The sequence below is a fragment of the Pseudomonas taetrolens genome (assembly GCF_900475285.1).
GTDB classification, from domain to species: domain Bacteria; phylum Pseudomonadota; class Gammaproteobacteria; order Pseudomonadales; family Pseudomonadaceae; genus Aquipseudomonas; species Aquipseudomonas taetrolens.
Genome location: NZ_LS483370.1, coordinates 3,658,411 through 3,685,049, shown reverse-complemented (window position 1 = coordinate 3,685,049; position 26,639 = coordinate 3,658,411). Strand labels below are relative to the sequence as shown.

At 57.0% G+C, this 26,639-nt stretch carries 24 protein-coding genes; 18 read left to right on the top strand and 6 right to left on the bottom strand.

Annotation, left to right across the window (positions count from 1 at the left end; translation table 11 throughout):
- The 9 genes from lpxB to ispD all read left to right on the top strand — a co-directional run bounded on the left by lpxB (position 1) and on the right by ispD (position 12,726).
- Positions 1-1,128, top strand: a complete 1,128-nt coding sequence (gene lpxB / locus DQN55_RS17030; protein ID WP_048378886.1) for a lipid-A-disaccharide synthase — start codon at positions 1-3, stop codon at positions 1,126-1,128.
- 14 nt (positions 1,129-1,142) lie between these two features.
- Entirely contained in the window at positions 1,143-1,760 is a 618-nt protein-coding gene (gene rnhB / locus DQN55_RS17025; RefSeq protein ID WP_048378888.1) for a ribonuclease HII, read from the top strand.
- 78 nt (positions 1,761-1,838) lie between these two features.
- Positions 1,839-5,360 carry a DNA polymerase III subunit alpha gene (gene dnaE / locus DQN55_RS17020; protein WP_048378890.1) on the top strand — a complete coding sequence of 1,174 codons (3,522 nt, stop codon included), beginning with the start codon at positions 1,839-1,841 and terminating at the stop codon, positions 5,358-5,360.
- A 184-nt stretch (positions 5,361-5,544) separates the two neighbouring features.
- Positions 5,545-6,492, top strand: coding sequence for an acetyl-CoA carboxylase carboxyltransferase subunit alpha (locus tag DQN55_RS17015; protein ID WP_048378892.1), 948 nt, complete (start codon positions 5,545-5,547; stop codon positions 6,490-6,492).
- A 150-nt stretch (positions 6,493-6,642) separates the two neighbouring features.
- Positions 6,643-7,959, top strand: coding sequence for a tRNA lysidine(34) synthetase TilS (tilS, locus tag DQN55_RS17010; RefSeq protein ID WP_048378894.1), 1,317 nt, complete (start codon positions 6,643-6,645; stop codon positions 7,957-7,959).
- Between the two features lie 272 nt (positions 7,960-8,231).
- Positions 8,232-9,863 carry a CTP synthase gene (locus DQN55_RS17005; RefSeq protein ID WP_048378895.1) on the top strand — a complete coding sequence of 544 codons (1,632 nt, stop codon included), beginning with the start codon at positions 8,232-8,234 and terminating at the stop codon, positions 9,861-9,863.
- Between the two features lie 365 nt (positions 9,864-10,228).
- The gene (gene eno, locus DQN55_RS17000) at positions 10,229-11,518 is read left to right on the top strand and encodes a phosphopyruvate hydratase (protein ID WP_048378897.1); all 1,290 of its coding nucleotides are present in this window, start codon (positions 10,229-10,231) and stop codon (positions 11,516-11,518) included.
- 228 nt (positions 11,519-11,746) lie between these two features.
- Positions 11,747-12,025 (top strand): cell division protein FtsB, encoded by a 279-nt coding sequence (gene ftsB / locus DQN55_RS16995; RefSeq protein ID WP_048378898.1) that lies wholly within the window; start codon positions 11,747-11,749, stop codon positions 12,023-12,025.
- Entirely contained in the window at positions 12,022-12,726 is a 705-nt protein-coding gene (gene ispD / locus DQN55_RS16990) for a 2-C-methyl-D-erythritol 4-phosphate cytidylyltransferase (RefSeq protein WP_048378900.1), read from the top strand. Before ftsB ends, ispD begins: the two co-directional genes overlap by 4 nt.
- 79 nt (positions 12,727-12,805) lie before the next feature.
- Here the strand turns inward: ispD and DQN55_RS16985 are convergent, their stop codons facing one another.
- Entirely contained in the window at positions 12,806-13,705 is a 900-nt protein-coding gene (locus DQN55_RS16985; protein ID WP_048378901.1) for a LysR substrate-binding domain-containing protein, read from the bottom strand.
- Positions 13,706-13,813: 108 nt separating this feature from the next.
- On the opposite strand from DQN55_RS16985, the gene DQN55_RS16980 reads away from it, so the two are divergent.
- The 8 genes from DQN55_RS16980 (at position 13,814) to rpoS (ending at position 21,033) form a co-directional block, all read left to right on the top strand.
- A complete protein-coding gene (locus DQN55_RS16980) occupies positions 13,814-14,926 on the top strand; it encodes an S-(hydroxymethyl)glutathione dehydrogenase/class III alcohol dehydrogenase (RefSeq protein WP_048378902.1) in 1,113 nt (370 codons plus the stop codon).
- A 69-nt stretch (positions 14,927-14,995) separates the two neighbouring features.
- Positions 14,996-15,841: an S-formylglutathione hydrolase gene (gene fghA, locus DQN55_RS16975; protein ID WP_048378903.1), complete on the top strand. Its 846-nt coding sequence runs from the start codon at positions 14,996-14,998 to the stop codon at positions 15,839-15,841.
- A gap of 102 nt (positions 15,842-15,943) precedes the next feature.
- Complete coding sequence (gene ispF, locus DQN55_RS16970) at positions 15,944-16,417, top strand: 2-C-methyl-D-erythritol 2,4-cyclodiphosphate synthase (RefSeq protein ID WP_048359885.1); 474 nt, start codon at positions 15,944-15,946, stop codon at positions 16,415-16,417.
- Entirely contained in the window at positions 16,414-17,472 is a 1,059-nt protein-coding gene (gene truD / locus DQN55_RS16965) for a tRNA pseudouridine(13) synthase TruD (protein WP_048378904.1), read from the top strand. Before ispF ends, truD begins: the two co-directional genes overlap by 4 nt.
- Positions 17,460-18,209 carry a 5'/3'-nucleotidase SurE gene (gene surE, locus DQN55_RS16960; RefSeq protein WP_048378905.1) on the top strand — a complete coding sequence of 250 codons (750 nt, stop codon included), beginning with the start codon at positions 17,460-17,462 and terminating at the stop codon, positions 18,207-18,209. Before truD ends, surE begins: the two co-directional genes overlap by 13 nt.
- 41 nt (positions 18,210-18,250) lie before the next feature.
- Positions 18,251-18,886 (top strand): protein-L-isoaspartate(D-aspartate) O-methyltransferase, encoded by a 636-nt coding sequence (locus tag DQN55_RS16955; RefSeq protein ID WP_162837530.1) that lies wholly within the window; start codon positions 18,251-18,253, stop codon positions 18,884-18,886.
- A 208-nt stretch (positions 18,887-19,094) separates the two neighbouring features.
- Entirely contained in the window at positions 19,095-19,922 is an 828-nt protein-coding gene (locus tag DQN55_RS16950) for a peptidoglycan DD-metalloendopeptidase family protein (protein ID WP_048378909.1), read from the top strand.
- A 187-nt stretch (positions 19,923-20,109) separates the two neighbouring features.
- The gene (gene rpoS / locus DQN55_RS16945; protein ID WP_408634599.1) at positions 20,110-21,033 is read left to right on the top strand and encodes an RNA polymerase sigma factor RpoS; all 924 of its coding nucleotides are present in this window, start codon (positions 20,110-20,112) and stop codon (positions 21,031-21,033) included.
- A gap of 658 nt (positions 21,034-21,691) precedes the next feature.
- Here the strand turns inward: rpoS and DQN55_RS16940 are convergent.
- Genes DQN55_RS16940 through DQN55_RS16930 form a run of 3 tightly spaced genes read right to left on the bottom strand, consistent with a single transcriptional unit; the run spans position 21,692 to position 24,242 of the window.
- The gene (locus DQN55_RS16940) at positions 21,692-22,741 is read right to left on the bottom strand and encodes an alkene reductase (RefSeq protein WP_048378913.1); all 1,050 of its coding nucleotides are present in this window, start codon (positions 22,739-22,741) and stop codon (positions 21,692-21,694) included.
- Positions 22,742-22,761: 20 nt separating this feature from the next.
- Positions 22,762-23,928 carry an MFS transporter gene (locus tag DQN55_RS16935; protein ID WP_048378915.1) on the bottom strand — a complete coding sequence of 389 codons (1,167 nt, stop codon included), beginning with the start codon at positions 23,926-23,928 and terminating at the stop codon, positions 22,762-22,764.
- Positions 23,929-23,939: 11 nt separating this feature from the next.
- The gene (locus tag DQN55_RS16930; protein ID WP_074702982.1) at positions 23,940-24,242 is read right to left on the bottom strand and encodes an ArsR/SmtB family transcription factor; all 303 of its coding nucleotides are present in this window, start codon (positions 24,240-24,242) and stop codon (positions 23,940-23,942) included.
- 170 nt (positions 24,243-24,412) lie between these two features.
- Between DQN55_RS16930 and DQN55_RS16925 the strand changes: the two genes are divergently transcribed.
- On the top strand, positions 24,413-24,997 hold the full coding sequence (locus DQN55_RS16925; protein ID WP_048378917.1) for an acyl carrier protein phosphodiesterase: 585 nt from the start codon (positions 24,413-24,415) through the stop codon (positions 24,995-24,997).
- Between the two features lie 24 nt (positions 24,998-25,021).
- On the opposite strand, the gene DQN55_RS16920 is transcribed toward DQN55_RS16925, so the two are convergent.
- Positions 25,022-25,825, bottom strand: a complete 804-nt coding sequence (locus DQN55_RS16920; protein WP_048378919.1) for a lysophospholipid acyltransferase family protein — start codon at positions 25,823-25,825, stop codon at positions 25,022-25,024.
- Positions 25,825-26,580 carry an L-ornithine N(alpha)-acyltransferase gene (gene olsB, locus DQN55_RS16915; protein WP_048378921.1) on the bottom strand — a complete coding sequence of 252 codons (756 nt, stop codon included), beginning with the start codon at positions 26,578-26,580 and terminating at the stop codon, positions 25,825-25,827. The genes DQN55_RS16920 and olsB overlap by 1 nt, the downstream gene beginning before the upstream one ends.
- Between the last annotated feature and the right edge of the window lie 59 nt (positions 26,581-26,639).

The following is a 26,639-nucleotide window of genomic DNA, read 5'->3' as shown; positions in this document are numbered from 1 at the left end:
ATGGCTAGATTGCGTATTGCGCTGGTGGCTGGAGAAGCTTCAGGCGACATTCTGGGTTCGGGGTTGATGCGTGCGCTCAAGGCTCGACATTCGGATATCGAGTTTATCGGTGTAGGCGGTCCGTTGATGGAAGCTGAGGGCATGCGCTCCAGCTTCCCGATGGAGCGTTTGTCGGTCATGGGACTGGTCGAGGTGCTCGGTCGTTTGCGTGAGCTGCTCAAGCGTCGCAAGCAGTTGGTGAAAAGCCTGATCGAGCAGAAACCCGATGTGTTTATCGGGATCGATGCCCCTGACTTCACCCTCAATATTGAACTTCAATTGCGTCGTGCAGGGATCAAGACCGTGCACTACGTCAGCCCGTCCGTGTGGGCGTGGCGTCAGAAGCGTGTGCTGAAAATTCGCGAAGGCTGCGATTTGATGCTGACGTTGTTCCCCTTCGAGGCCAGGTTTTACGAAGAGAAGGGCGTGCCTGTACGTTTCGTGGGTCACTCGCTGGCCGATGCGATTCCACTTGAGGCTGACAGGGACGCGGCACGTTCCGAACTGGGGCTGCCTGCAGGGCCATTGGTCGCCCTGATGCCTGGCAGTCGTGGCGGAGAAGTTGGCAAGCTCGGTGGGCTGTTTCTCGATGCGGCGCAAAAAATACGTGATGCACGGCCAGATGTCCGCTTTGTATTGCCGTGTGCCAGTGCGGCGCGTCGTGCACAGATCGAGCAACTGCTCGCAGGTCGTGATTTGCCGCTGACCTTGCTTGATGGTCGCTCGCATCTGGCTTTGGCTGCCTGTAATGCGGTGTTGATTGCGTCCGGAACTGCGACCCTCGAGGCGCTGTTGTACAAGCGCCCGATGGTGGTGGCTTATCGCTTGGCGCCACTCACGTACTGGATTCTCAAGCGTCTGGTCAAAAGCCCTTACGTGTCGTTGCCCAACTTGCTTGCCCAGCGGCTGTTGGTGCCTGAACTCTTGCAGGATGCCGCTACGCCCGAGGCGCTGGCTCAAACGCTGCTGCCTTTGCTGGACGGTGGCGAGGAGCAGACCCGGGGCTTTGATGAGATCCATCGCACATTGCGTCTCGACGCCTCGAATCAGGCGGCCGATGCAGTGCTGGGCCTGATCGCAAAATCCTGATGAGTAAAGTGACTATGCAAATCGGTTTGGACTTCAACCTGGTCGAAGACCTGGTTGCCGGCGTGGATGAAGTCGGGCGGGGCCCTTTGTGCGGCGCTGTGGTGACGGCTGCAGTCATTCTTGATCCCAATCGACCGATTGCCGGCCTGAATGACTCGAAAAAACTCACCGAGGCTCGTCGTGAACGGCTGTATGACGAGATTTGCGAAAAAGCCTTGAGTTGGTGCATTGCCCGGGCGGAAGTCGAAGAGATCGATGAGCTGAATATCCTGCATGCCACCATGCTGGCCATGCAGCGCGCTGTCGAAGGGTTGAGCATCACTCCGAAACTGGCCATGATCGATGGTAATCGTTGCCCCAAACTGTCAATGCCAGCTGAAGCTGTTGTCAAAGGTGACAGTAAGGTGCCAGCGATTGCTGCAGCATCGATTCTGGCCAAAGTCAGTCGTGACCGTGAAATGGCCGCGTTCGAGGAGCAATACCCAGGCTACGGGATTGGCGGCCACAAGGGCTACCCGACTCCCGTACACCTCGAAGCGCTTGATCGCCTGGGGCCAACACCGATTCACCGGCGTTCATTTGGTCCGGTTCGTCGCGCGTACGAAGCGCGCGAAGCACTCGTCGAGGTTTAGCCGCGAGGCTGATGTTTTTGCCAAGGCCCGGTACAATCCGGGCCTTGTTGTTTCTCAAAGCTTATAGACAGGATCACCATGCCGGCTTCATTCGTTCATCTGCGCCTGCACACTGAATACTCCCTGGTCGATGGCCTGGTGCGGATCAAACCGCTGATCAAAACCCTGGCAGGCATGAACATGCCTGCCGTCGCGGTGACCGATCAGAACAACATGTGTTCTCTGGTCAAATTCTACAAAGCAGCCATGGGCGGCGGGATCAAGCCGATTTGTGGTGCTGATCTGTGGTTGTCGAACAAGGATCCGGAAAACGCGGTCAGTCGCATCAGTCTGCTGGCGATGAACGGTGCGGGTTACCGTAACCTGACCGAGCTGATTTCCCGTGGTTTTATCGACGGGCAGCGCAATGGGCAGGTGATCATTGAGCGCGAATGGGTGGCTGAGGCTGCTGAAGGTTTGATCATGCTCTCGGCAGCCAAGGAGGGTGAAATCGGTGTTGCGCTGATAAGCGGTAACACCGAAGAGGCTGAAACCCTGGCTCGCGAGTGGATGACGGTATTCCCGGATCGCTTTTATCTGGAGGTTCAGCGTACCAAGCGTCCCAATGATGAAGAGCATTTGCACGCTGCGGTCGCACTGGCTGAAAAAGTCGGTGCGCCTCTGGTGGCGACCAATGATGTGCGCTTCCTTCGCCAGCAGGATTTCGAAGCTCACGAGACCCGTGTTTGCATTGGTGAGGGCCGTGCGCTTGATGACCCGCGTCGCTCCAAGAACTACAGTGACCAGCAGTACCTGAAAAGCGCCGAAGAAATGGCCGAACTGTTCAGTGACTTGCCTGAGGCGCTGGAAAACTCGGTTGAAATTGCCAAGCGCTGCAATATTGACGTCAAGCTGGGCACTCACTTTTTGCCCAACTTCCCGATTCCCGATGGCATGACCATCGATGAGTATTTCCGCAAGGTGTCCTTTGACGGTCTGGAAGAGCGCCTGAGCGTTCTCCTGCCCAGAGACACCACCGAGGACTACGACTCCAAGCGTCAGGTGTATGTAGACCGGCTGAATTTCGAGCTGGATATCATTATCCAGATGGGCTTCCCCGGTTACTTCCTGATCGTGATGGACTTTATCCAGTGGGCCAAGAGTAACGGCGTGCCAGTTGGCCCGGGTCGAGGGTCGGGTGCCGGGTCGCTGGTGGCGTATGTTCAGAAGATTACTGACCTTGATCCACTGGAATACGATCTCCTTTTCGAACGTTTCCTTAACCCTGAACGGGTATCGATGCCCGACTTCGACGTCGACTTCTGCATGGATGGTCGTGACCGGGTTATTGAGTACGTGGCCGAAAAGTATGGCCGCAATGCGGTCAGCCAGATCATCACCTTCGGTTCGATGGCCGCCAAAGCGGTAATCCGCGACGTAGCGCGGGTGCAGGGCAAGTCCTATGGCCTGGCTGATCGTCTGTCGAAGATGATTCCTTTTGAAGTCGGCATGACCCTGGAAAAAGCCTACGAGCAGGAAGAAATCCTGCGCGACTTCATTAAGGTCGATGAAGAAGCGGCCGAAATCTGGGAAATGGCGCGCAAGCTTGAAGGCGTGGTGCGTAACGTCGGCAAGCACGCCGGTGGTGTGGTTATCGCTCCCACCAAGCTGACAGACTTTTCACCGATCTACTGCGATGAAGAGGGCGGTGGCCTTGTCACCCAGTTCGACAAGGATGATGTTGAGTCGGCGGGGCTGGTGAAGTTCGACTTCCTCGGCTTGCGTACGCTGACCATTATCGATTGGGCGCTCAAGACCATCAATCGCGAACGGGCCAAGGTGGATGAGCCGCCGCTGGACATCGCGTTCATTCCTCTCGACGACAAGCCGACTTATCAGCTGCTGCAAAAAGCCGAAACCACGGCGGTGTTCCAGCTTGAATCCCGGGGTATGAAAGAGCTGATCAAAAAGCTCAAGCCCGACTGTCTGGAAGACTTGATTGCACTGGTGGCCCTGTTCCGTCCGGGCCCACTGCAGTCAGGCATGGTTGATGACTTTATCAACCGCAAGCACGGGCGTGCCGAATTGGCATACCCGCACTCCGACTACCAGTACGAAGGTCTCAAGCCTGTTCTGGCACCGACATACGGCATCATCCTGTACCAGGAACAGGTGATGCAGATCGCGCAGGTGATGGCCGGTTACACCCTCGGCGGCGCTGACATGCTGCGACGTGCCATGGGCAAGAAAAAACCCGAGGAGATGGCCAAGCAGCGCGGTGGTTTCATTGAGGGGTGTGCGAACAACAACATTGATGCCGACCTGGCGGGTAACATTTTTGACCTGGTGGAAAAATTCGCCGGTTATGGTTTTAACAAATCTCACTCCGCTGCTTACGGCCTGGTGTCGTACCAGACCGCGTGGCTGAAGACGCATTACCCTGCGCCGTTCATGGCCGCGGTACTCTCGGCAGATATGCACAACACCGACAAGGTCGTGACCTTGATCGAAGAAGTGCGCACGATGAAGTTGCGCCTTGATGCGCCCGACGTGAACGCCTCGGAGTACAAGTTCACGGTAAACGATGAAGGCCGGATCATTTATGGTCTGGGTGCCATCAAGGGTGTGGGGGAGGGTCCGGTCGAGGCAATCACCGAAGCGCGCCAGGACGGTCCTTTCAAGGATCTGTTCGACTTCTGTGCCCGGGTAGACCTCAAGCGAATCAACAAGCGCACGCTCGACGGTTTGATTCGCAGTGGCGCACTGGACCGTCTGGGCCCTTGTTTTCATGATGAGCCCAAAGCCTACCAGGCCAGTATCGATCAGAACCGTGCGATCCTGCTGGCCGCGATGGAAGAGGCGATCAAGGCCGCAGAGCAGACAGCCCGTACCCATGACAGCGGTCATGCCGACCTCTTTGGTGGCCTGTTCGTCGAAGAAGACTCCGACGTTTATGGCAACCATCGCAAAGCCAAGGAACTGACACTCAAGGAACGCCTGAAAGGCGAAAAAGACACCTTGGGCCTATACTTGACCGGTCATCCGATCGACGAATACGAAGGTGAAATTCGCCGTTTCGCCCGTCAGCGCATCATCGACCTGAAGCCGGCCCGGGACACCCAGACCGTTGCCGGCATGATCATCGCCCTGCGCGTGATGAAGAACAAGAAAGGCGACAAGATGGGTTTCATCACCCTTGACGATCGTTCGGGGCGGATTGAAGCTTCGTTGTTTGCTGAAGCCTTCCATTCGGCGCAATCCTTGTTACAGACAGATGCAATGGTGGTGGTCGAGGGCGAGGTCAGTAATGACGACTTTTCCGGCGGCCTGCGCCTGCGGGTCAAACGCGTGATGAGCATGGAAGAAGCGCGTACGAGCCTGGCCGAGAGTTTGCGTTTGAAAGTGGTTCATTCCGCGCTTAAAGGTGATCAATTGCGCGTATTGGGCGACTTGTTCAAGCAGCATCGCGGAGCCTGCCCGATCACGATGGAGTACACCGGAGAAGGAGCAAGGGCTACGTTGCAGTTTGGCGAGACCTGGCGAGTTGATCCGGCAGACAGCTTGATTCAAGCCTTGCGTGACCAGTTTGGGCGAGACAACGTCTTCCTCCAATACCGTTGACGGTCAGGGGCGAAAGACGCGTCCTGACCTCGACCTGAATTTTTAATCTCGACCTGAGCGCGCCTGTCCCTTAAGGTAGGCGCGATACAGATCAACCGGCTGCCCCAGTTTGGTTAGAAATGCCAGTAAATGCTGGATTTTAAACCTTCTGGCATGCTTTGCCGCCGACCCAAGACGGATGCTTATGAACCCGAATTTTCTTGATTTCGAACAGCCGATTGCTGACCTGCAAGCCAAAATCGAAGAGTTGCGCTTGGTTGGTAATGACAATTCGCTGAACATCAGCGATGAAATCTCTCGTCTGCAAGACAAAAGCAAAACGCTGACTGAAGATATTTTCGGCAAGTTGACCAGCTGGCAGATTGCCCGTCTGGCCCGTCACCCACGCCGTCCATATACCCTCGACTACATCGATCACATCTTTACCGAGTTCGATGAGCTGCATGGCGACCGCCACTTCTCTGATGATGCCGCGATTGTTGGCGGTATTGCACGTCTGGACGATCAGCCAGTGATGGTGATTGGTCATCAGAAGGGGCGTGAAGTCCGCGAGAAGGTACGCCGTAACTTCGGCATGCCACGTCCTGAAGGCTACCGTAAGGCTTGCCGTCTGATGGAAATGGCTGAGCGCTTCAAAATGCCGATCCTGACCTTTATCGACACTCCGGGCGCTTACCCGGGTATCGATGCCGAAGAACGCAACCAGAGCGAAGCCATTGCCTGGAACCTGCGTGTCATGTCGCGTTTGAAAACACCGATTATCGCCACTGTTATCGGTGAAGGCGGCTCCGGCGGTGCACTGGCCATCGGCGTGTGTGATCAGCTGAACATGCTGCAGTACTCGACTTACGCGGTCATTTCGCCCGAAGGTTGTGCTTCCATTCTGTGGAAGACTGCCGACAAGGCGCCGGACGCTGCTGAAGCGATGGGTATTACCGCTGAGCGCCTGAAAGGCCTGGGTATTGTCGATAAAGTGATCGGCGAACCGTTGGGTGGCGCGCACCGTGACCCGGCAGCAGCCTCCGCGACCATCCGCGGCGACCTGATTGCACAGCTGGACATGCTGAAGAAACTTGATCACGAAGCGTTGCTCAAGCGTCGTTATGACCGCCTGATGAGTTACGGTCTCTGATTAAGACAAGTCCTTGCCCCAGCCCTCTCCTCGACGGAGAGGCGACCGGTTTGCGGAGATGTTGAGTCCGCGTGCGGTCGGGCTCCTCTCTGCGAGGGGGGCCGGGGAGGGGCTTTTGATGCTGCCGGGATTTTTCCGCAGGGCGGTGTGATGTCCAGTCTATCGACAGTACTTCTAGAAGCCTTGATGCCCTGGCGCAACGCCAAGGCCTGGCTCGTTGCGTTCTCCGGCGGCCTCGATTCGACGGTCTTGCTGCACCTTCTCGCTCAATTGCGTCAAACCCACTCATTGCCCCCCTTGACCGCTGTCCATGTTCATCATGGTCTCCAGGCGGAAGCTGATGCGTGGCCGAGTCATTGCCAGGTGTTGTGTGACGCGCTGAACGTGCCTTTGCAGGTGGTGCGCGTGCAGGTGCAGGTTGGCGCAAGCCTTGAGCGTGCTGCGCGGGATGCGCGCTATCAGGCCTTTACAGCGGCAACAGGCGCGCAGGCCGTACTGCTTACCGGACAACATCGCGATGATCAGGCTGAAACCCTGCTTTTTCGTTTGTTGCGTGGCGCCGGGGTGAGCGGGCTGGCTGCCATGCCGCGTCAGCGTCCTCTGGGCGGAGGGCACTTGTTCAGGCCTTTGCTGGATGTGTCCCGGGCGCAGCTGGAGGCCTACGCTCACGAGCACAATTTAAGCTGGATTGAAGATCCATCGAATACCCATACACGCTTCTCGCGCAATTACTTGCGCCACGAGGTCGTTCCGCTCCTGACCCGACGCTGGCCGCAGGCTGCTGCCAGCATTGCTCGCAGCGCAGCCCATTGTGCCGAGGCTCAAGGGTTGCTCGAGGAGTTGGCCCGGCAGGATCTGCGCCACGCAGGCGGCGCCAGCGAGTTTAGCTGGCTGGAACTGCCCTCTCTGGCGTTCGCGCCCCTCGTAAGTCTCTCGCCGGCACGTCAACGCAATGCCTTGCGTCACTGGCTGACGGCGTTCGGCCAATTGCCTGATACCGATCATTGGGCTGGGTGGGACGCCTTACGCGATGCCCGCGATGATGCTCAGCCCGTATGGGGGCTCGCCGACGGAGAGTTGCATCGGGCCGGCGGGCGGATCTGGTGGTTGTCGGGCAACTGGTTGCGTGCGCCGGATGCGCCCTTGTGCTGGAATCAGCCCGATCTGCCGCTGACGCTGCCGGATAACGGGCAGTTGCGTCTTGTGGGAGATATTCCGCATGGCCCTTTGCAGGTGGGCTATCGTCAGGGAGGAGAGGTCATGGAATTGGCGGGGCGCGGTCATCGCGACCTGAAACGCTTGCTGAACGAGCGGGGCGTGCCGTTGTTTGCCCGTGGCAGATTGCCGCTTCTTTATCGTAATGAGCAGTTATTGGCGGTGGCAAACCTCGAAAGACTGGACTCCGGCCCCTGTGGGCGCTGGCAATTACAATGGATGCCAACTTCGAGCGATCAAGGTTTGAGCTGAAAGGGGCTTTCCGGTAGACTACGCTCCCTTCTTGATACAACTTCTGTAGATTCACCAGAATTGCAGCAGTTGCCGATTACCAAGCAGTCTTTGCTGGGCGATTTTAAAAAAATGTGTAGCTTGCATCGTACCGATGGTTTCCATCGGTCTGTTTCAACGCAGCAGTTTTTCGAAAGGTGCACTGTGACTAATGCTGGTGATTGGGGGCTTCGGCCTTCCTTCGCTTTCCCCGGCGGCTCTGACCGCTTTAACGCAGACTTCTAGGGTTTTTCATGACGCGCTACATCTTCGTCACGGGCGGTGTTGTTTCTTCATTGGGGAAAGGCATTGCCTCGGCTTCATTGGCAGCCATCCTGGAGGCGCGGGGACTTAAGGTCACCATGCTGAAGCTGGACCCCTACATCAACGTTGATCCGGGCACCATGAGCCCGTTCCAGCACGGTGAAGTGTTCGTCACTCATGACGGCGCCGAGACCGACCTGGACTTGGGTCACTACGAGCGGTTTATCCGCACGACCATGACCCAGAACAACAACTTCACCACGGGCCGTGTCTACGAACACGTCCTGCGCAAGGAGCGCCGTGGTGATTACCTGGGTGCAACCATCCAGGTGATTCCGCACATCACCGACGAAATCAAACGTCGAATCATCAAGGGCGCCGGCGATGCCGACGTAGCGATGGTTGAGATTGGCGGTACTGTGGGTGACATTGAGTCCCAACCGTTCCTCGAGGCTATCCGTCAGTTGCGCATCGAAGTGGGCGCCAAGCGCGCCATGCTGATGCACCTGACGCTGGTTCCGTACATCGCCACTGCTGGCGAAACGAAAACCAAACCAACGCAACACTCGGTTAAAGAATTGCGCTCCATCGGCTTGCAGCCAGACGTCCTGATCTGCCGCTCCGACCATCACGTCGATGTGTCTTCGCGTCGCAAGATCGCGTTGTTCACCAACGTTGAAGAGCGTGCGGTGATTTCGCTGGAAGACGCCGACACCATCTACAAGATTCCGGGCATGCTGCACGCTCAGGGCCTGGATGATTTCGTCGTCGAGCGTTTCGGCCTGCAGTGCAACAGCGCTGACCTGTCCGAGTGGGACAAGGTGGTTGATGCCAAGCTCAATCCAGAGCATGAAGTCACCATCGCCATGGTCGGCAAGTACATGGAACTGCTGGACGCGTACAAGTCGCTGATCGAAGCGATGAGCCACGCCGGTATTTCCAACCGTACCAAGGTCAACCTGCGTTATATCGATTCCGAAGACATCGAAAACAAAGGCACTGAACTGCTTGAAGGCGTTGATGCCATTCTGGTGCCGGGCGGCTTCGGTCTGCGTGGCGTTGAAGGCAAGATCACTGCCGTTCAATATGCTCGCGAGAACAAGGTGCCTTACCTGGGCATCTGCCTGGGCATGCAGGTGGCGGTCATCGAGTTCGCACGTAACGTGCTGGGCTGGAAAGATGCCAACTCCACTGAGTTCGATCGCAGCAGCGGTCACCCGGTTGTGGGTCTGATCACCGAGTGGGAAGACGCGACCGGTGCAGTTGAAACCCGTACCGAAACGTCGGATCTGGGTGGCACCATGCGTCTGGGTGCTCAGGATTGCCAGCTCGAAGCCGGTTCCCTGGTTCATGATTGCTATGCCAAGGACGTGATTGTTGAACGTCACCGTCATCGCTATGAAGTGAACAACAACCTGCTGCCGCAGTTGACTGAAGCTGGCCTGAAAGTGACCGGTCGTTCCGGTGACGGCGCGCTGGTAGAAGTGGTTGAGGCTCCGGATCATCCTTGGTTTGTTGCTTGCCAGTTCCACCCGGAGTTCACCTCCACGCCACGTGATGGTCATCCTTTGTTCACAGGTTTCGTCAAGGCTGCCCTGGCGCAACACGAGAAGAAGGCATAAGCAGAAGCCAACCGCTCATCTGTCAGCGCTTGCCGTGGCTCCGGCCTCGTAGAGGGCATGTAGATGTGCAAGGCATCTGGCAGGCTTCTGTAATGACGTCCACGACCTGCCCTGGCAGTCGTGGACGTCGAAGTCTGCGACATTTTCCAGTTGCCGGCTTTTCTGGCCTGGACGAGTTGGTTAAGAGTTTTCCTGCAATAGAAACCGCGTAACCCTCGTTTCTCCGGTAAAGTACCGCACGATTTCTCGGGCCTTAGGGTCCGGGCCTTATCGTTCGCAAGGCTGCCCGCTGTTTGCGCCTTGCTCTCGATAACAAAATTTCCCTCAGCTGCGTCGTTTTCGTCAACTTTGGAGTGTTTACAACAATGGCAAAAATCGTCGACATCAAAGGTCGTGAAGTCCTCGACTCCCGTGGCAATCCCACTGTGGAAGCGGATGTGCTTCTCGACAACGGCATCATCGGCAGTGCTTGCGCGCCTTCCGGTGCTTCCACGGGTTCCCGCGAAGCACTGGAGCTGCGTGATGGCGACAAGAGCCGTTACCTGGGCAAGGGCGTTTTGAAAGCCGTTGCCAATATCAACGGCCCGATTCGCGATTTGTTGCTGGGTAAAGACCCGGTTGACCAGAAGGCGCTGGACCTCGCGATGATCGCGCTGGACGGTACCGAGAATAAAGGTTCCCTGGGTGCCAACGCGATTCTCGCGGTGTCCCTGGCTGCTGCCAAGGCTGCTGCACAGGATCAGGACCTGCCGCTGTATGCGCACATTGCCAACCTGAACGGCACGCCGGGTGTCTACTCGATGCCGGTTCCGATGATGAACATCATCAACGGTGGCGAGCACGCAGATAACAACGTCGACATTCAGGAGTTCATGGTTCAGCCGGTAGGCGCCAAGACTTTCTCCGACGCACTGCGCATGGGCACTGAAATCTTCCATCACCTCAAGGCTGTGCTCAAGGCTCGTGGCCTGAACACTGCAGTGGGTGACGAAGGCGGTTTTGCACCGAACCTGGCGTCCAACGAAGATGCACTCAAGGTGATCTCCGAAGCAATCGCCAACGCCGGTTACACCCTGGGCACCGACGTGACCCTGGCGCTTGACTGTGCGGCCAGCGAATTCTACGAAGACGGCAAGTACAACCTGTCGGGCGAAGGCCAGATCTTCGACTCCGAAGGCTTTGCCGAGTACCTGAAAGGTTTGTCCCAGCGCTACCCGATCATTTCCATTGAAGATGGCCTGGATGAGTCTGATTGGGATGGCTGGAAAATCCTGACCGACAAGATCGGTGAGAAGGTTCAGTTGGTCGGTGACGATTTGTTCGTGACCAACACCAAGATCCTGAAAGAAGGCATCGATAAAAAGATCGCCAACTCGATCCTGATCAAGTTCAACCAGATTGGTACCCTGACCGAAACACTGGAAGCGATCCAGATGGCCAAGGCTGCGGGTTACACGGCTGTAATCTCTCACCGTTCCGGTGAAACCGAAGACTCCACGATTGCCGATCTGGCAGTGGGTACCTCGGCCGGCCAGATCAAGACCGGCTCGCTGTGCCGTTCTGACCGTGTGTCCAAGTACAACCAATTGCTGCGTATCGAAGAGCAACTGGGTTCCAAAGCCAAGTACAACGGCCGTAGCGAGTTCCGCGGCTAAGTACTGCTTGGTTAAAAGACAGCAGGTCATGTCAGAATGATTCGCCGCCGCGAGTCTTTTGGCATTAATCTGATGCCTCGGTACAAGCATGGACCTCATGGGCTGTTGATGTTTTAGTGTGGCTGCGACGATAGCCCGCAACGAAACATCAACAGGCCCTTGGTTTTGTCCCGCAGGTTGTTTACGTTTGTCGGCATGGCTGTCTTTTCACTGGATACCTGATATTCGATGCGCAGTCCCAATTGGTTGTTCCTTATCTTGCTCTTGCTGCTGGCTGGCCTACAGTATCGCCTGTGGGTGGGGAATGGCAGTTTGGCGCAGATTACCGATCTGACTCAGCAAATCGCCGATCAGCGAGCTGAAAACAAGGTTTTGCTTGAGCGTAACCGGGTGATGGATGCGGAAGTGCTTGAGTTGAAAAAAGGCATGGAGACCGTTGAAGAACGTGCTCGCCATGAGTTGGGTATGGTCAAGGAGGGTGAAACCCTCTACCAGTTGGCCCAATGAGTCATTTCTCTACGGCCTTTTGGGCCGTGATTCCTGCCGCGGGTGTGGGTGCCCGTATGGCCGCAGACCGTCCCAAACAGTATTTGCAATTGGGCGGGCGCAGTATTCTCGAACACAGTCTTGGCTGTTTTCTCGATCACCCAGGCCTCAAGGGGCTAGTGGTCAGTATCGCTTCCGATGATCCCTTCTGGCCATCCTTGCAGTGTGCAACTGATCCGCGCATCGCCCGGGTTGACGGTGGGCGTGAGCGTGCAGATTCGGTGCTCAATGCCTTGTTGCACCTGCATGCCCAAGGCGCCAGCGATGAAGACTGGGTGCTGGTGCACGATGCGGCCCGGCCTAATTTGTCGCGTGAGGATCTGGATAAACTGCTCAGTGAGTTGGCTGACGACCCGGTAGGGGGATTGTTGGCGGTACCGGCGCGAGACACCCTGAAACGCATGGGTAAAAATGGCCGTGTTGCGGAGACCATTGATCGCAGTCTCATCTGGCAGGCCTATACACCGCAGATGTTCCGTCTGGGGGCATTGCATCGTGCCCTGGCGGATAGCCTGGTGGCGGATGCAGTCATTACGGACGAGTCGTCGGCGATGGAGTGGTCTGGTCAGGCACCGCGTCTGATTGAAGGCCGTTCAGACAATATCAAGGTCACCCGTCCTGAAGACCTTGAGTGGCTGCGTATGCGCTGGGCTAATCGCTGAGCAAGCGACGCCATACACACCTGTAGCCGCTGCCGAAGGCGGCGAGCCCTCCGGCCCTTATCGCAGTCTGCGGCAGGGGCTATGAAGAGGCATACTCCTCCCGCTTGGCCAATCCTTCCTTCAGATAATCCACCAGCTTTCTGACTTTTGGTGACAGGTGCCGTTGTTGTGGATACAGGGCCCAGACTGCGGTGTTCGGCGGCTGGTGGGCATCGAGCAACGACACCAGCGCTCCGCTCTTCAGATGTTCCAGTACGTAATAGTCCGGGAGCTGACACAAGCCAACCCCCAGCAGGGCCGCATCCAGTACGGCCTGCCCGCTGTTGCAGCGCCAATTGCCTTGTACCCGTTGTGAAAACTCTCGCCCATCCAGCTGTAATTGCCACAGATCCGAACTACCAATCAGGCAGTTATGACGGCTCAACTCCGACAAGCTATGGGGGCGGCCATACCGCTCCAGATAAGACGGTGATGCGCACAAGTACATGCGCCGGGGTGCCAGGCGAGTAGCCACCAGTCTCGAGTCTTGCAGTCGGCCCAGACGAATCGCCAGGTCAAGGCTCTCGTGCACCAGATCCAGTGGACGGTTGCTCAGTTCTATGTCGACCCGCAATTGCGGGTAAAGCCCCATAAAGCGCGTGACCAGCGGCACGATAAAACGCTCGCCGTAAGCCACTGCACAGGTCATGCGCAACATGCCTTTCGGCTCGCTGGCCAGGTCTCCGACCGCGCGCAGGGCTTCTTCACGTCCGTCTTGCAGGCGCTGGCAATGCTGGAGAAAGGTTTGTCCGGCTTCGGTCAGTGTCACCCGGCGCGTGCTGCGATAGAACAAGCGGGTTTGCAGGCGTTCTTCGAGTCGGGCGACCTGGCGGCTGATATGCGACGACGAAACACCCAGGCGCTCTGCTGCCGCAGTGAACTGGCTGCATTCGGCCACCGCCACGAACTCATCAATACCTTCCCAGCGGTTTTCATTCACGCTTGATTGTCCCTGTGTAGCAATAATGTTTTGCTTTTGGCTGGATTATTAATCAATCAGCGTTGATTTACACTCGACGCCTTGTTTTTACTTTGCTGGAGACGACCGATGATCAAGTCCCGTGCTGCCGTAGCCTTCGAGGCCAAAAAGCCGCTGGAAATCGTAGAAGTTGACGTTGCCATGCCCAAAGCGGGCGAAGTGCTGTTGCGGGTTGTTGCGTCTGGCGTTTGTCACACCGATGCCTACACCTTGTCGGGCGCTGATCCTGAAGGCATCTTCCCGTCGATCCTGGGGCACGAAGGGGGGGCAGTGGTTGAGGCGATCGGGGAGGGCGTGACCTCGGTTGCTGTCGGTGATCATGTGATTCCGCTGTATACCCCTGAGTGCGGCAAGTGCAAGTTCTGCCTGTCTGGTAAAACCAACCTCTGCCAGGCCATCCGTGCCACACAAGGTAAAGGCCTGATGCCGGACGGCACCACGCGCTTCTCCTATAAAGGGCAGCCGATTTTCCATTACATGGGCACCTCGACCTTTTCTGAGTACACCGTGCTGCCGGAAATTTCAGTGGCCAAAATCCAGAAAGACGCGCCGCTGGAAAAGGTCTGCCTGCTGGGTTGTGGCGTTACCACGGGCATCGGTGCGGTGCTCAATACCGCCAAGGTCAAGCCGGGCGATACCGTGGCCATTTTCGGCCTGGGTGGCATTGGTCTGTCGGCCGTGATTGGTGCTGTGAAGGCCAAGGCGGCGCGGATCATTGCCATCGATATCAACCCGGCCAAATTTGAAATTGCCCGGCAGTTGGGTGCCACCGATTGCGTGAACCCGAAAGACTTTGATCGTCCGATCCAGGAAGTCATCGTTGACATGACTGACGGTGGCGTCGACTTCTCCTTTGAATGCATCGGCAATGTGCAGTTGATGCGTGCGGCGCTGGAGTGCTGCCACAAGGGCTGGGGCGAGTCCGTGATCATCGGCGTGGCCGGAGCTGGCCAGGAAATTTCGACGCGTCCGTTCCAACTGGTCACCGGCCGTGTCTGGCGTGGTTCGGCGTTTGGTGGCGTGCGCGGGCGCAGCGAACTGCCGAGCTATGTCGACATGGCGCAATCCGGTGAGATTCCTCTGGATACCTTCATCACTCATACCATGGGCCTGGAAGATATCAATAAGGCATTCGACCTGATGCACGAAGGCAAAAGCATTCGTACGGTTATTCATTTCTAAACAACAGCGACAAGCCTCGGGTGCATGAACCCTGCATGTGCCTGAGGCCTGTCGCCGGGAGTTTGCCCCATGACATTGGAAAACATCTCCTGCCAGAAAAGTTTTGGCGGCTGGCACAAGCGTTACAAGCACCGTTCTGACGTGCAGGGCTGCGACATGGTGTTTGCGGTGTATTTGCCTCCGCAAGCCGAACTGGGCGGCAAGTTACCGGTTTTGTATTGGCTGTCCGGTTTGACCTGCACCGATGAAAACTTCATGCACAAGGCCGGTGCGATGAAGATGGCTGCGGAACTGGGATTGATTATTGTGGCGCCGGACACCAGCCCCCGGGGTGAAGGCGTGCCGGACGATCCGGATGCGTCGTGGGACTTTGGGTTGGGGGCGGGGTTTTATTTGAACGCGACCCAGCAGCCCTGGGCCCAGCATTATCGGATGCATGATTATGTGGTGCAGGAACTGCCAGCGTTAGTCGAAGCACATTTTCCGGCGTCGCAAAAACGCGGTATCAGCGGCCACTCCATGGGCGGTCACGGCGCGTTGGTCTGTGCATTGCGCAATCCAGGGCGTTATCAGTCGGTATCGGCTTTTGCGCCGATCAGCAATCCCATGGATTGCCCGTGGGGGCAAAAGGCCTTTTCGCATTATTTGGGCGAAGAGCGCTCACGCTGGCGCGAGTGGGATGCCTGCGTATTGATTGGCGAGGCCCATGAAAAGCTGCCGTTATTGGTGGATCAGGGCGACCGGGATGACTTCCTGGCTGTCCAGCTCAAGCCGGAGGCCTTGCAGCAAGCAGCCAGGCTGGCGGATCATCCGCTGACCCTGCGTTTGCAGCCGGGTTATGACCATAGCTACTTTTTTATTGCCAGCTTCATTGACGATCACTTGCGCCATCATGCCAGTGCACTCGCTGACTGAAGGGGCAGCGGCGTGTTCTCGGTTCTCAATGACGCGCTAACAGGCCCTAATGTTGGACAAAGTAGGTAGAATCACGCCCTGACTTAATCGGGGCGTTTTTATATGCGTATTGGCCACGGCTATGATGTGCACTGTTTTGCTGAAGGCGATTTTATAACCTTGGGCGGCGTGCGGATCTCCCACAAATTCGGGCTGTTGGCCCATTCTGATGGCGACGTGCTGTTGCACGCGCTCAGCGATGCCTTGCTGGGGGCTGCGGCCCTTGGCGACATCGGCAAGCATTTTCCGGACACCGATCCGACCTTCAAGGGCGCTGACAGCCGCGTCCTGCTGCGTCATGTCGTGGGTCTGATCCATGCCAAGGGCTGGAAGGTCGGCAATGTCGACAACACCATTATTGCCCAGGCGCCGAAAATGGCGCCGCATATTGAAACGATGCGCGCATTGATTGCGGCGGATCTCGAGGTTGATTTGGATCAGGTAAACGTTAAGGCCACCACCACCGAAAAGCTTGGCTTCGTGGGTCGTGAGGAAGGCATCGCAGTGCATTCGATTGCGTTGTTGGTTCGCGCATGAATGAGTTTGATTTGCTCGGCCCGCGGGCGTATGGCGAAGCATTGGGTAACGCTGTTCTTAAGGCGACGGCCGAAGACTTTCAAGTCGACGAAGTGCTTGATATTCCTTTGTCCGGTGACGGCGAGCATCTGTGGTTATGGGTTGAAAAGCGCGGCCTGAACACTGAAGAGGCCGCACGGCGTCTTGCCAAAGCGGCTGGCGTACCCCTGCGTACTGTCAGTTATGCCGGCCTCAAGGACCGTCAGGCGCTGACGCGCCAATGGTTCAGCATACAGTTGCCCGGCAAGGCCGACCCTGACTTGTCGAGTGCTGAAAACGACACGCTGAAGATCCTCAAGGCTTCGCGACACAAGCGAAAGCTGCAGCGTGGCGCCCATGCCGCCAACGGTTTTACCTTGAGACTCACGCAACTGGCCGCAGACAAGGACGCGCTGCAGCAACGGCTTGAACTGATTGCCGGGCAGGGCGTACCGAACTACTTCGGTACCCAGCGTTTTGGCTGGGAAGGTGGAAACCTGGGCGAGGCCCGCGACTATGCGGCGCGCAAGGCGTTGCCTGAGCAGCGTAATGTCCGCTCACGCTTGTTATCCACGGCGCGCAGTTATCTGTTCAACCAGGTGCTGGCGGCACGGGTCGCCGATGGAAGCTGGCAACGGGCACAGGTAGGCGATTTACTGGCCTTCACCGACAGCCGCAGTTTTTTCCCGGCCGGCGAAGCGGAGTGCAGCGATCCGCGACTGGCCATCCTCGATCTTCACCCGACCGGCCCACTGTGGGGCGAAGGCGAGTCACCCACTGCGGGAGCGACCCGGGTGCTGGAGCAATCCATCGCCGAGCGCGAAGCCGATCTGCGTGACTGGCTGGTTCGCGCAGGCATGAGCCATGAACGACGTATCCTGCGGCTGCCCATTGGGCGGTTGACGTGGCATTATCCTGAACCAGACACCCTACAACTGGAATTTGTACTGCCGGCCGGATGCTTCGCGACTGTCCTGGTGCGAGAGCTTGTTGATCTGGTGCCTTTGGGTCAAACGGACAGCCTATGCGTATTCTGATTTCAAACGATGACGGAGTCACCGCCCCGGGGCTTGCCGCGCTGTATGGCGCGCTGGCCGATTATTGCGAGTGCGTGGTCATTGCACCCGAGCAGGACAAAAGTGGTGCGAGCAGCTCGCTGACGCTGGATCGTCCACTGCATCCGCACACGTTGGGCAATGGGTTTATCAGCATTAACGGTACCCCGACCGATTGTGTGCACTTGGGGCTGAACGGCCTGCTTGAGCAGCAACCGGACATGGTGGTCTCCGGGATTAACCTGGGGGCCAACCTGGGCGACGATGTGCTGTATTCGGGGACGGTGGCTGCGGCGCTGGAAGGCCGTTTCCTTGATCTGCCGTCGTTTGCCTTTTCGCTGGTATCACGCCAGGAAGACAACTTGCCGACCGCTGCGTATTTCGCCCGCAAGCTGATTGAGGCCCACCCTTTGCTGGACTTGCCGCCGCGCACGGTCCTCAACGTGAATATTCCGAACCTGCCACTGGAGCACATCCGGGGTATCCAGCTCACCCGTTTGGGGCATCGGGCACGTGCCGCGGCGCCGGTCAGGGTGGTTGATCCACGAGGCAAGGCCGGTTACTGGATTGCGGCTGCCGGAGATGCCGAAGACGGCGGCCCGGGGACTGACTTTCACGCGGTGATGCAGGGCTATGTCTCCATTACGCCGCTGCAACTGGATCGTACTTTCGGCGATGCTTTCAAGAGTATCGATGGTTGGCTGGAGGGCTTGGGCTAATGGGGCGTGAGCAGGATGGTCTGATGCATCGTGGCATTGGTATGACCTCGGAGCGGACCCGCGAGCGGCTGATTCAGCGCTTGCGTGAAGAGGGCATCGTTAACCAGAGCGTACTTGAAATCGTTCGTCGCACACCGCGTCATTTGTTCGTTGACGAGGCGCTGGCGCACCGTGCCTACGAAGACACGGCGCTGCCGATTGGCAATAACCAGACCATTTCCCAGCCTTATATGGTGGCGCGCATGAGCGAGTTGCTGCTTGAGGATGGGCCGTTGGACAAGGTCATGGAAATCGGTACCGGCTCGGGTTACCAGACGGCCGTGCTTTCGCAGTTGGTTGAACGGGTTTTTTCGGTCGAGCGCATCAAGGTATTGCAGGACCGTGCCAAAGAGCGGTTGCTTGAACTCAACCTGCGCAACGTCGTGTTTCGCTGGGGCGATGGCTGGGAAGGCTGGCCCGCGTTGGCGCCGTACAACGGCATCATCGTGACAGCGGTAGCGACCGATGTGCCGCAGGCATTGCTGGACCAACTGGCTCCCGGTGGGCGACTGGTGATTCCGGTAGGCTCGGGCGAGGTTCAGCAGTTGATGCTGATCGTACGCGAAGAGCACGGTTTTGCTCGACGGGTTATCGGCAATGTACGCTTTGTTCCGCTACTGAACGGGCCGTTGGCCTGAGTCTTTGTCCAGGACAGGTGAATTATAAAGCGGGGGATGGGTCTTACAGCCCATGAGCTTGACCCTGTCCTGTATTTGTTGATTTTTTATGCAGTACGTTTATCAAGCGGCTTTGCCGTCTGCAAAGTCTTGCAGCCAGTTATACTTGCGCCTGTCGGCGGCCGGTACTGGCCTTCTAATATTTAGCCACCATCAAAGGGAGCGGCGGGTGAGTCTCACAGTCATTGCGCAGCGTATGGGTACCAAAAGCTATCAGAGACTGGTGGTCGGTCTAGTCCTCAGTGCCACACTGGCTTTGTTGGCGGCGTGCTCCAGCACTCCCAAGAATGGCGTCAGTGTTGTTGACCGCAACGGGGTCGCCCAGCGTCCGACGGTGACAACCGGACAATATGTGGTGCGCCGCGGCGACACGTTGTTCTCGATTGCCTTTCGTTATGGCTGGGACTGGAAAGCACTCGCGGCGCGTAACAATATTGCGCCCCCATTCACCATTGTTCCCGGGCAAACGATCCGCTTCGACGGTCGCGCAGGTTCCCGGCCGTCAGCGGTCGCGAGCAGCACCGTCGTCTCGCCTTCGGCAGGCAGCAAAACCACGGTCATCAAACGTACGGGGGCGATTGCAACCAGGCCGGCGCCGGTTGCAGCCCTTCCGGCAGGCCCTGCACCCAAGGGTTGGGGATGGCCTTCTAATGGCATTTTGATCGGTAAATTTTCTTCAAACGGTAGTTTGAATAAAGGTATTGATATCGCCGGAGATTTGGGACAGCCTGTTTTAGCTGCGTCTGATGGCTCAGTTGTGTACGCCGGCAGTGGATTGAGGGGCTACGGCGAACTGATCATCATTAAACACAGCGATACCTACGTCAGTGCTTACGGTCATAACCGTAGGCTTTTGGTTCGGGAGGGGCAGCAGGTCAAGGTCGGACAGACAATTGCCGAAATGGGGTCAACTGGTACAGACCGGGTGAAACTTCACTTTGAGATTCGCCGCCAAGGTAAACCTGTAGATCCGCTGCAATTCCTTCCACGCCGTTGATCGGTTACCAGCCTGTTCCTGATGTAGTTAAGGAACAGGCTCCAGCGTTGCCAAGGATAGAGGCGATGCTTGAGCTTGAGGTCGAACTCACCAAAGGACTATAACAATGGCTCTTAGCAAAGAAGCGCCGGGGTTTGACATCGACGATGAGGTGCTCCTTATGAGCTCCGCTATCGACAGCGACTTGATGTCAGAAGACGATGATTCAACCCCTACAGCCCGCACCAAGTCCAAAAAAGCATCTGTTTTAAAACAGCACAAGTACATTGATTACACGCGGGCGCTCGATGCGACGCAGTTGTACCTCAATGAAATTGGCTTTTCCCCGTTGCTCTCCCCCGCAGAAGAAGTTCATTTTGCCCGCTTGTCTCAAAGCGGTGATCCGGCCGGGCGCAAACGCATGATTGAGAGCAATTTGCGACTGGTGGTGAAAATCGCCCGTCGTTATGTCAATCGTGGTCTGTCGTTGCTGGACCTGATCGAAGAGGGCAACCTGGGATTGATTCGGGCAGTTGAAAAGTTCGATCCCGAACGCGGATTTCGCTTCTCGACATACGCCACCTGGTGGATTCGCCAAACGATTGAACGGGCGATCATGAATCAAACCCGTACCATTCGTTTACCGATCCATGTCGTCAAAGAACTCAACGTCTACCTTCGAGCTGCGCGTGAACTCACGCAAAAGCTTGATCACGAACCCTCTCCCGAAGAAATCGCCAATCTGCTCGAAAAACCCGTTGCCGAGGTCAAGCGCATGCTTGGGCTTAACGAGCGGGTGTCGTCGGTAGATGTTTCTTTGGGCCCAGATTCGGACAAGACACTGCTTGATACCCTGACCGATGATCGTCCTACAGACCCTTGTGAGCTGCTTCAGGACGATGATTTGTCGCAAAGTATTGATCAGTGGTTGTCTGAACTTACAGACAAGCAGCGCGAGGTGGTCATTCGCCGCTTCGGGTTGCGCGGTCATGAAAGCAGTACGCTTGAAGATGTTGGGCTGGAGATTGGCCTTACGCGTGAGCGTGTGCGGCAAATTCAAGTTGAGGGGCTCAAGCGCCTGCGCGAGATCCTTGAACGAAACGGTTTGTCGAGTGAGTCGCTGTTCCAGTAATAAGCGATTTTCTGACTAATAAACCCCGAGGTGTTCGGGGTTTTTTTATGGCTGCGGATTCCGAATAAAACCCTCTGTTCTCGGGTTTTCCGAATGTATTTGGATCGGCTTGCGGGTGGTGCTCTCCTTTTGAAATGGGATGTCACGCAAGCTGCAGAACTTTGTCTGCGTGCTGTTGTAAGCCTTTGCTTACCTTTTATGTAAGCCAAGAGCGTAATTAGGCTTGTTAAATGACTTTTTCTTACTTGGTTTCTTTTATAACTTTATGATTTAAAAAGGATTTATGGTTTGTTTTGAAGTTGCCATGTAATAAGAATCTATAACTGATGTGCTTGCGGCAATTTTATAAGACTCTAATATCTTAAGTGTGTCGACGGATCGATGCGGCGCTCAAGGAGGAGCGTGAACAGGACATCGCAGGATGCGATTCATCAGGATGATGAAAAGGAAAAAAGGGACTAGGGAAAAATGTGGGCGGGTCAAACCGCCCCTTTTTTTTGCCTGGCAGAAAGTCGGGCAACAGGCAGTCGATCTTTACAGTGTTATATACGGATTTCTAAAACAAAACGCCCGAGTCATCGACTTCGGGCGTTTTGCGTCGTGCGACCTGTTGGGGGGATTCAGCGGCGTAGAGTATTCAGATGCCTGGTACGGCGCTTCACACGACAGGGTAATCGATGTATCCCACCGGACCTTTTGCATAGAAGGTTTCAGGATGCGCTTCATTGAGAGGCACATTGGCCTTCAGGCGTGCCGGAAGGTCAGGGTTGGCGATGAAGGGCACACCGAACGCTACGGCATCGGCCTTGCCAGCCGCGAGCCAGGCATTGGCGCTGTCTTTGGTGAAGCTTTCATTGACGATGTACGGACCGCCAAAGGCTGCCTTGAGCTCAGGACCGATACTGTCCGGACCTTCTTTTTCGCGGGAGCAGATAAATGCAATACCGCGTTTGCCCAGCTCACGCGCCACGTAGCCAAAGGTTTCTGCCAGGTTCTCATCACCCATGTCATGCAGGTCAGAGCGAGGCGAGAGGTGAACACCGACGCGTCCGGCCCCCCATACCTCGATGGCCGCGTCAGTCACTTCAAGTATCAGGCGAGCGCGGTTTTCCAGGGAGCCGCCGTATTGATCGGTACGTTGGTTGGTGCTGCTTTGCAGGAACTGGTCAAGTAGATAACCATTGGCGCCATGGATTTCTACCCCGTCAAAACCGGCGGCTTTGGCGTTTTCGGCACCTGTACGGTAAGCCTCGACAATGTCTTCGATTTCGGCGGTTTCCAGAGCGCGAGGTGTCGGGAAGTCGACCTTCGGCCGCACCAGGCTTACGTGACCTTTGGCTGCAATGGCGCTGGGGGCAACAGGCGCGTCACCGTTCAGGTACATCGGATGGGAGATCCGTCCTACGTGCCACAACTGCAACACGATACGCCCACCGGCGCCATGCACGGCCTTGGTGATATTGCTCCAGCCGCGCACTTGGTCGTCAGACCAGATGCCGGGAGTGTCAGGGTAGCCCACACCCATCGGTGTTACTGATGTGGCTTCACTGAGGATCAGGCCAGCAGACGCACGCTGCACGTAGTACTCAGCCATCAGAGGGTTGGGCACCCGGCCTTCACCGGCGCGGCAGCGGGTAAGGGGCGCCATGATGATACGGTTTGGCAACTCAAGGTCGCCCAGTTTGATTGGATCGAAAATAGTGGTCATGAATGCAGCCCTCTGATGAGTCAGTGTGTGGCGGTGGCCAGTTCGGGATTGCTGCTCTGGCGAAATGTGATCAAGGTGACGAGCAGCGCCAGCACTGCCAGCGCAGCGGCGGCCAGCGGCACGCTGGTGAGGCCGAAACCGTGAGCAATGACGCTGCCACCGACCCAGGCACCCAACGCGTTACCGATGTTAAAGGCGCCGATATTCAGCGTGGACACCAGATTGGGGGCAGCCTTGCCGAAGGTCACTACGTTGACTTGCAGCGCTGGAACGGCGGCAAAAGAGGCGGTGGCCCAAAGGAACAGGGTGATCTCGGTGGGAATCACGGCAACGCTGGTCCAGGTCAATACGGTGGAAATAACCGCCATCGAAATGAATACGCCGATCAATGTCGCTGCCAGGCGTTTGTCGGCCAGCTTGCCGCCGATGATGTTACCGACGGTCAGACCCAGACCGATCAGGAGCAGCGTCCAGGTCACGCCGCGTGGCGATACGCCGGTGACATCACCGAGCAAGGGCGCAACGTACGTAAACAGGGTGAACATCGAAGCCGAAAACAGTGCTGTCATGCTCAGCGACAGCCAAATGCCGGCGCCCCTGAGGGCTGCCATCTCGGCACGCATGTCGAGTTTTTCCTCATCACGCTTGGCGGGCAGGAAACGAATCAGGCCGATCAATGCCACCACGCCAATTACGGTGACGGCAAAGAACGTTGAGCGCCATCCTGCTGCCTGGCCCAGCGCGGTACCCAGCGGGACGCCCAGCACGTTGGCCAGGGTCAGGCCGGTAAACATCAGCGCAACCGCAGAGGCTCGCTTATTGGCGGGCACCAGGCCAGCGGCTACGACTGAGCCGATGCCGAAGAACGCACCATGACACAGGGCCGTGACGACACGGGCGAACATCAGCACGTTGTAATCGCTGGCCAGAGCGCAGAGCAGGTTACCGATGATGAAAATAACCATCAGCGATACAAGGGCTGCTTTGCGCGGGAGCTTTGCCGTTGCCAGCGCCATGAACGGAGCACCGATGGCCACACCCAGTGCGTAACCGGTCACGAGCCAGCCAGCGCCCGGGATGGAAACACCAAGGTCAGCTGCGACATCGGGCAGCAAGCCCATGATCACGAACTCGGTGGTCCCGATGGCGAAGGCGCTGAGCGCCAGAATGAGTAGCGAGAGGGGCATGGAAGTCCTTGTTAAAGCGTTTGGCTGAATCGTTCGAGGAAGGCCTGGATGGTTTCCTCATTACGTTTGAAAAAGTGCCACTGACCGACCTTCTGGCTGCTGATCAGGCCGGCGCGTTGCAGGGTCGCCAGGTGGGCAGAGACGGTCGACTGCGACAAGCCGCAGCGTTGATCGATCTGTCCGGCACAGACGCCGTGTTCGGTGGAGTGATGCTGATCGGGGAACTCAATCTCCGGGTTTTTCAGCAGGTGAAGGATTTCTCGGCGTACTGGGTGTGCCAGCGCTTTTATTATTTCGTCGAGGTCGATCGGCATAATGGCAGTGCTCAGTGAGGTACAACGTTATATCGCGATGAGGCGAACTTTAAATCGTTAAATCGCGATATACAAATATGATTTTGATCTGAGATCAGTTCAAATCGGTATATCGAGTTATAACGATATTTGAGGGCGGTGATGAATCCTGCAGTGCTAAACTGCAACCCATGAATTATCTCGCACATTTACACCTTGGCGGCCAGCGCCCTGAAGAATTACTCGGAAGCCTTTACGGCGACTTCGTCAAAGGGCGCCTGCAAGGCCAGTACACGCCAGCGATCGAGGCGGGTATTCAGTTGCACCGCAGTATTGATGTGTTCACGGATAACCATGCTGTGGTTGATCAGGCACTGTCACGCTTTCGTCAAACCCGCAGGCGCTATGCGGGGATCGTGCTGGATGTATTTTTTGACCATTGCCTGGCACGTGACTGGTCACAGTACGCCGATGGCTCGCTGGAAGGCTTTACATCAAGTTTTTACCGCGTGCTGGTTTCCGAGCCCCGTCTGCCTGGCCGGCTCGCAGCGATAGCACCGCATATGGCTGCGCATGACTGGTTGGGCTCATACCGCGACTTCGAGGTGCTGGAGCAGGTCTTCAACGGTATTTCACGGCGTCTGTCGCAGCCACAGGAACTGGCTGGCGCCATGCAGGACTTGAAGCGCCTGTATGAGCCATTGAGTGAGGATTTTCGAGTGTTCTATCCGCAATTGCAGGCATATGCAGCGTCCGAGCTACGAACGCGCTTCTAGCGTGCCCGTGCCTCTGGCGTGACCTCAAGACACCGCAGTGATCCCGTTGTGAGCAAGTTCTGCTTCTGCCGGGTGGTTGCCCGGTCTGGTGGCGACCACCTGCCGAATCATTTCCTGCGCTCTGAACGCCAGGACGGCCCGTTCCTGTTGTTCGCAGGCAATCGGTTCAAGCAAGTGAATTTCGACTTCGGCCTGTTCATGGGCAAACAAGCGCAGCAAATGGGACAGCAGGTCATCATTGCCCACAAAGGGCGCTATCCGGTCTGGTTCGCCATTACGCAGATAACGAATGGCCACCGGCTGCAGCGACACCCGACTTTCAATGGCCGCCGAGAATAGCCGCCCATGAAAGGTACGCACTGAACCGCCGTCGGTGGTCGTGCCTTCGGGGAACATCAGCAAGGACAGTGACTGTTGCAGGTGTCGGGTCATTTGCTCACGAATCAATTGGCTGTCACCGGCCCCTCGGCGAATAAACAGGCTGCCGGCCTTGGCCGCCAGCCAGCCGGCTATGGGCCAGCCGCGAACTTCAGATTTGGATAAAAACGACAGCGGCGTCAGTTGCCCGAGCAGCGCAATGTCGGTCCATGACACGTGATTACTGACCCATAGCATTGGTGTTGCAGGACGTTCGCCAATGACCGTGACCCGAAAGGGCAGGGCGTTGCTGAGTCGGGCCATGAAAAACATCGACCAGCGTTGTCGACGTTCCATGGTGCTGTTGCAGTTCAGGCGTTCCAGCAAGCCAAATACACTTGCCATGCTCAAGCCCAGACCCACAACCCCGAGAACACGTACAACCCGGCCGTATCGCCGCAGACGGTTCATCACATGGCCGCCTTGAAGTGACGGGCGTAGCGCGGACACAGTTCATCGCGCTTGAGCAGTATAAACACGTCCGCCACCTGGAAATCTTCATCCCAGCAAGGCTCGCCACAAATCTTGGCGCCCAGACGCATGTAGGCCTTGAGCAGGGGCGGCATTTCAGTAATGACGTTGGCAGGGATTTCCAGTGCCGGCAGCGGTTTTTTGGGTTCGGCCCGCAAGTGTTCGGTGCTCAGGTAGCGTTCACGCAAACGCTGCATGATTGCCTGCGCCTGGATACCGCCGTCCTGCATGGGGATGCTCGCACACCCCATCAAATAACGGTAATCACCCTGGTTGAGGACCTCCGCCAGCTCACCCCACAGCACCGCGATGGTGCCGCCATTACGGTAGGCCGGATCGACGCATGTACGGCCGATCTCCAGGACAGGGCCTTGCAAATGGGCCAGGCCGTGCAGGCTGAATTCTTCTTCGCTGTAAAAGTGACCGATGTTTCGCGCGGCACTGTGATCCAGTAAACGGGTTGTGGCCACGAGTTCGCCGCTATTGAGGTCGCGAACCCCGATATGTTGGCAATAAGCATCGTAAGCATCCTGGTCCAGCCCGTGTTCGGCGCTTTTGAGTGTGGCGTGCAGCTCTCCGCTGAACACTCGAAAACGCAGGGCTTGAGCCTCGCGCAAGGCGCCGGGGCCAATCAGGCGCTCTGCCTGCAGACGTCGTTCTGGTGCGGTGTCGCGGATACGGGCGATCTGAGACATTGCGAATCTCCGTGCAGGCACTGTGCCCGCCTTGGGTTTCTGCCAATAGACTGAGGTGT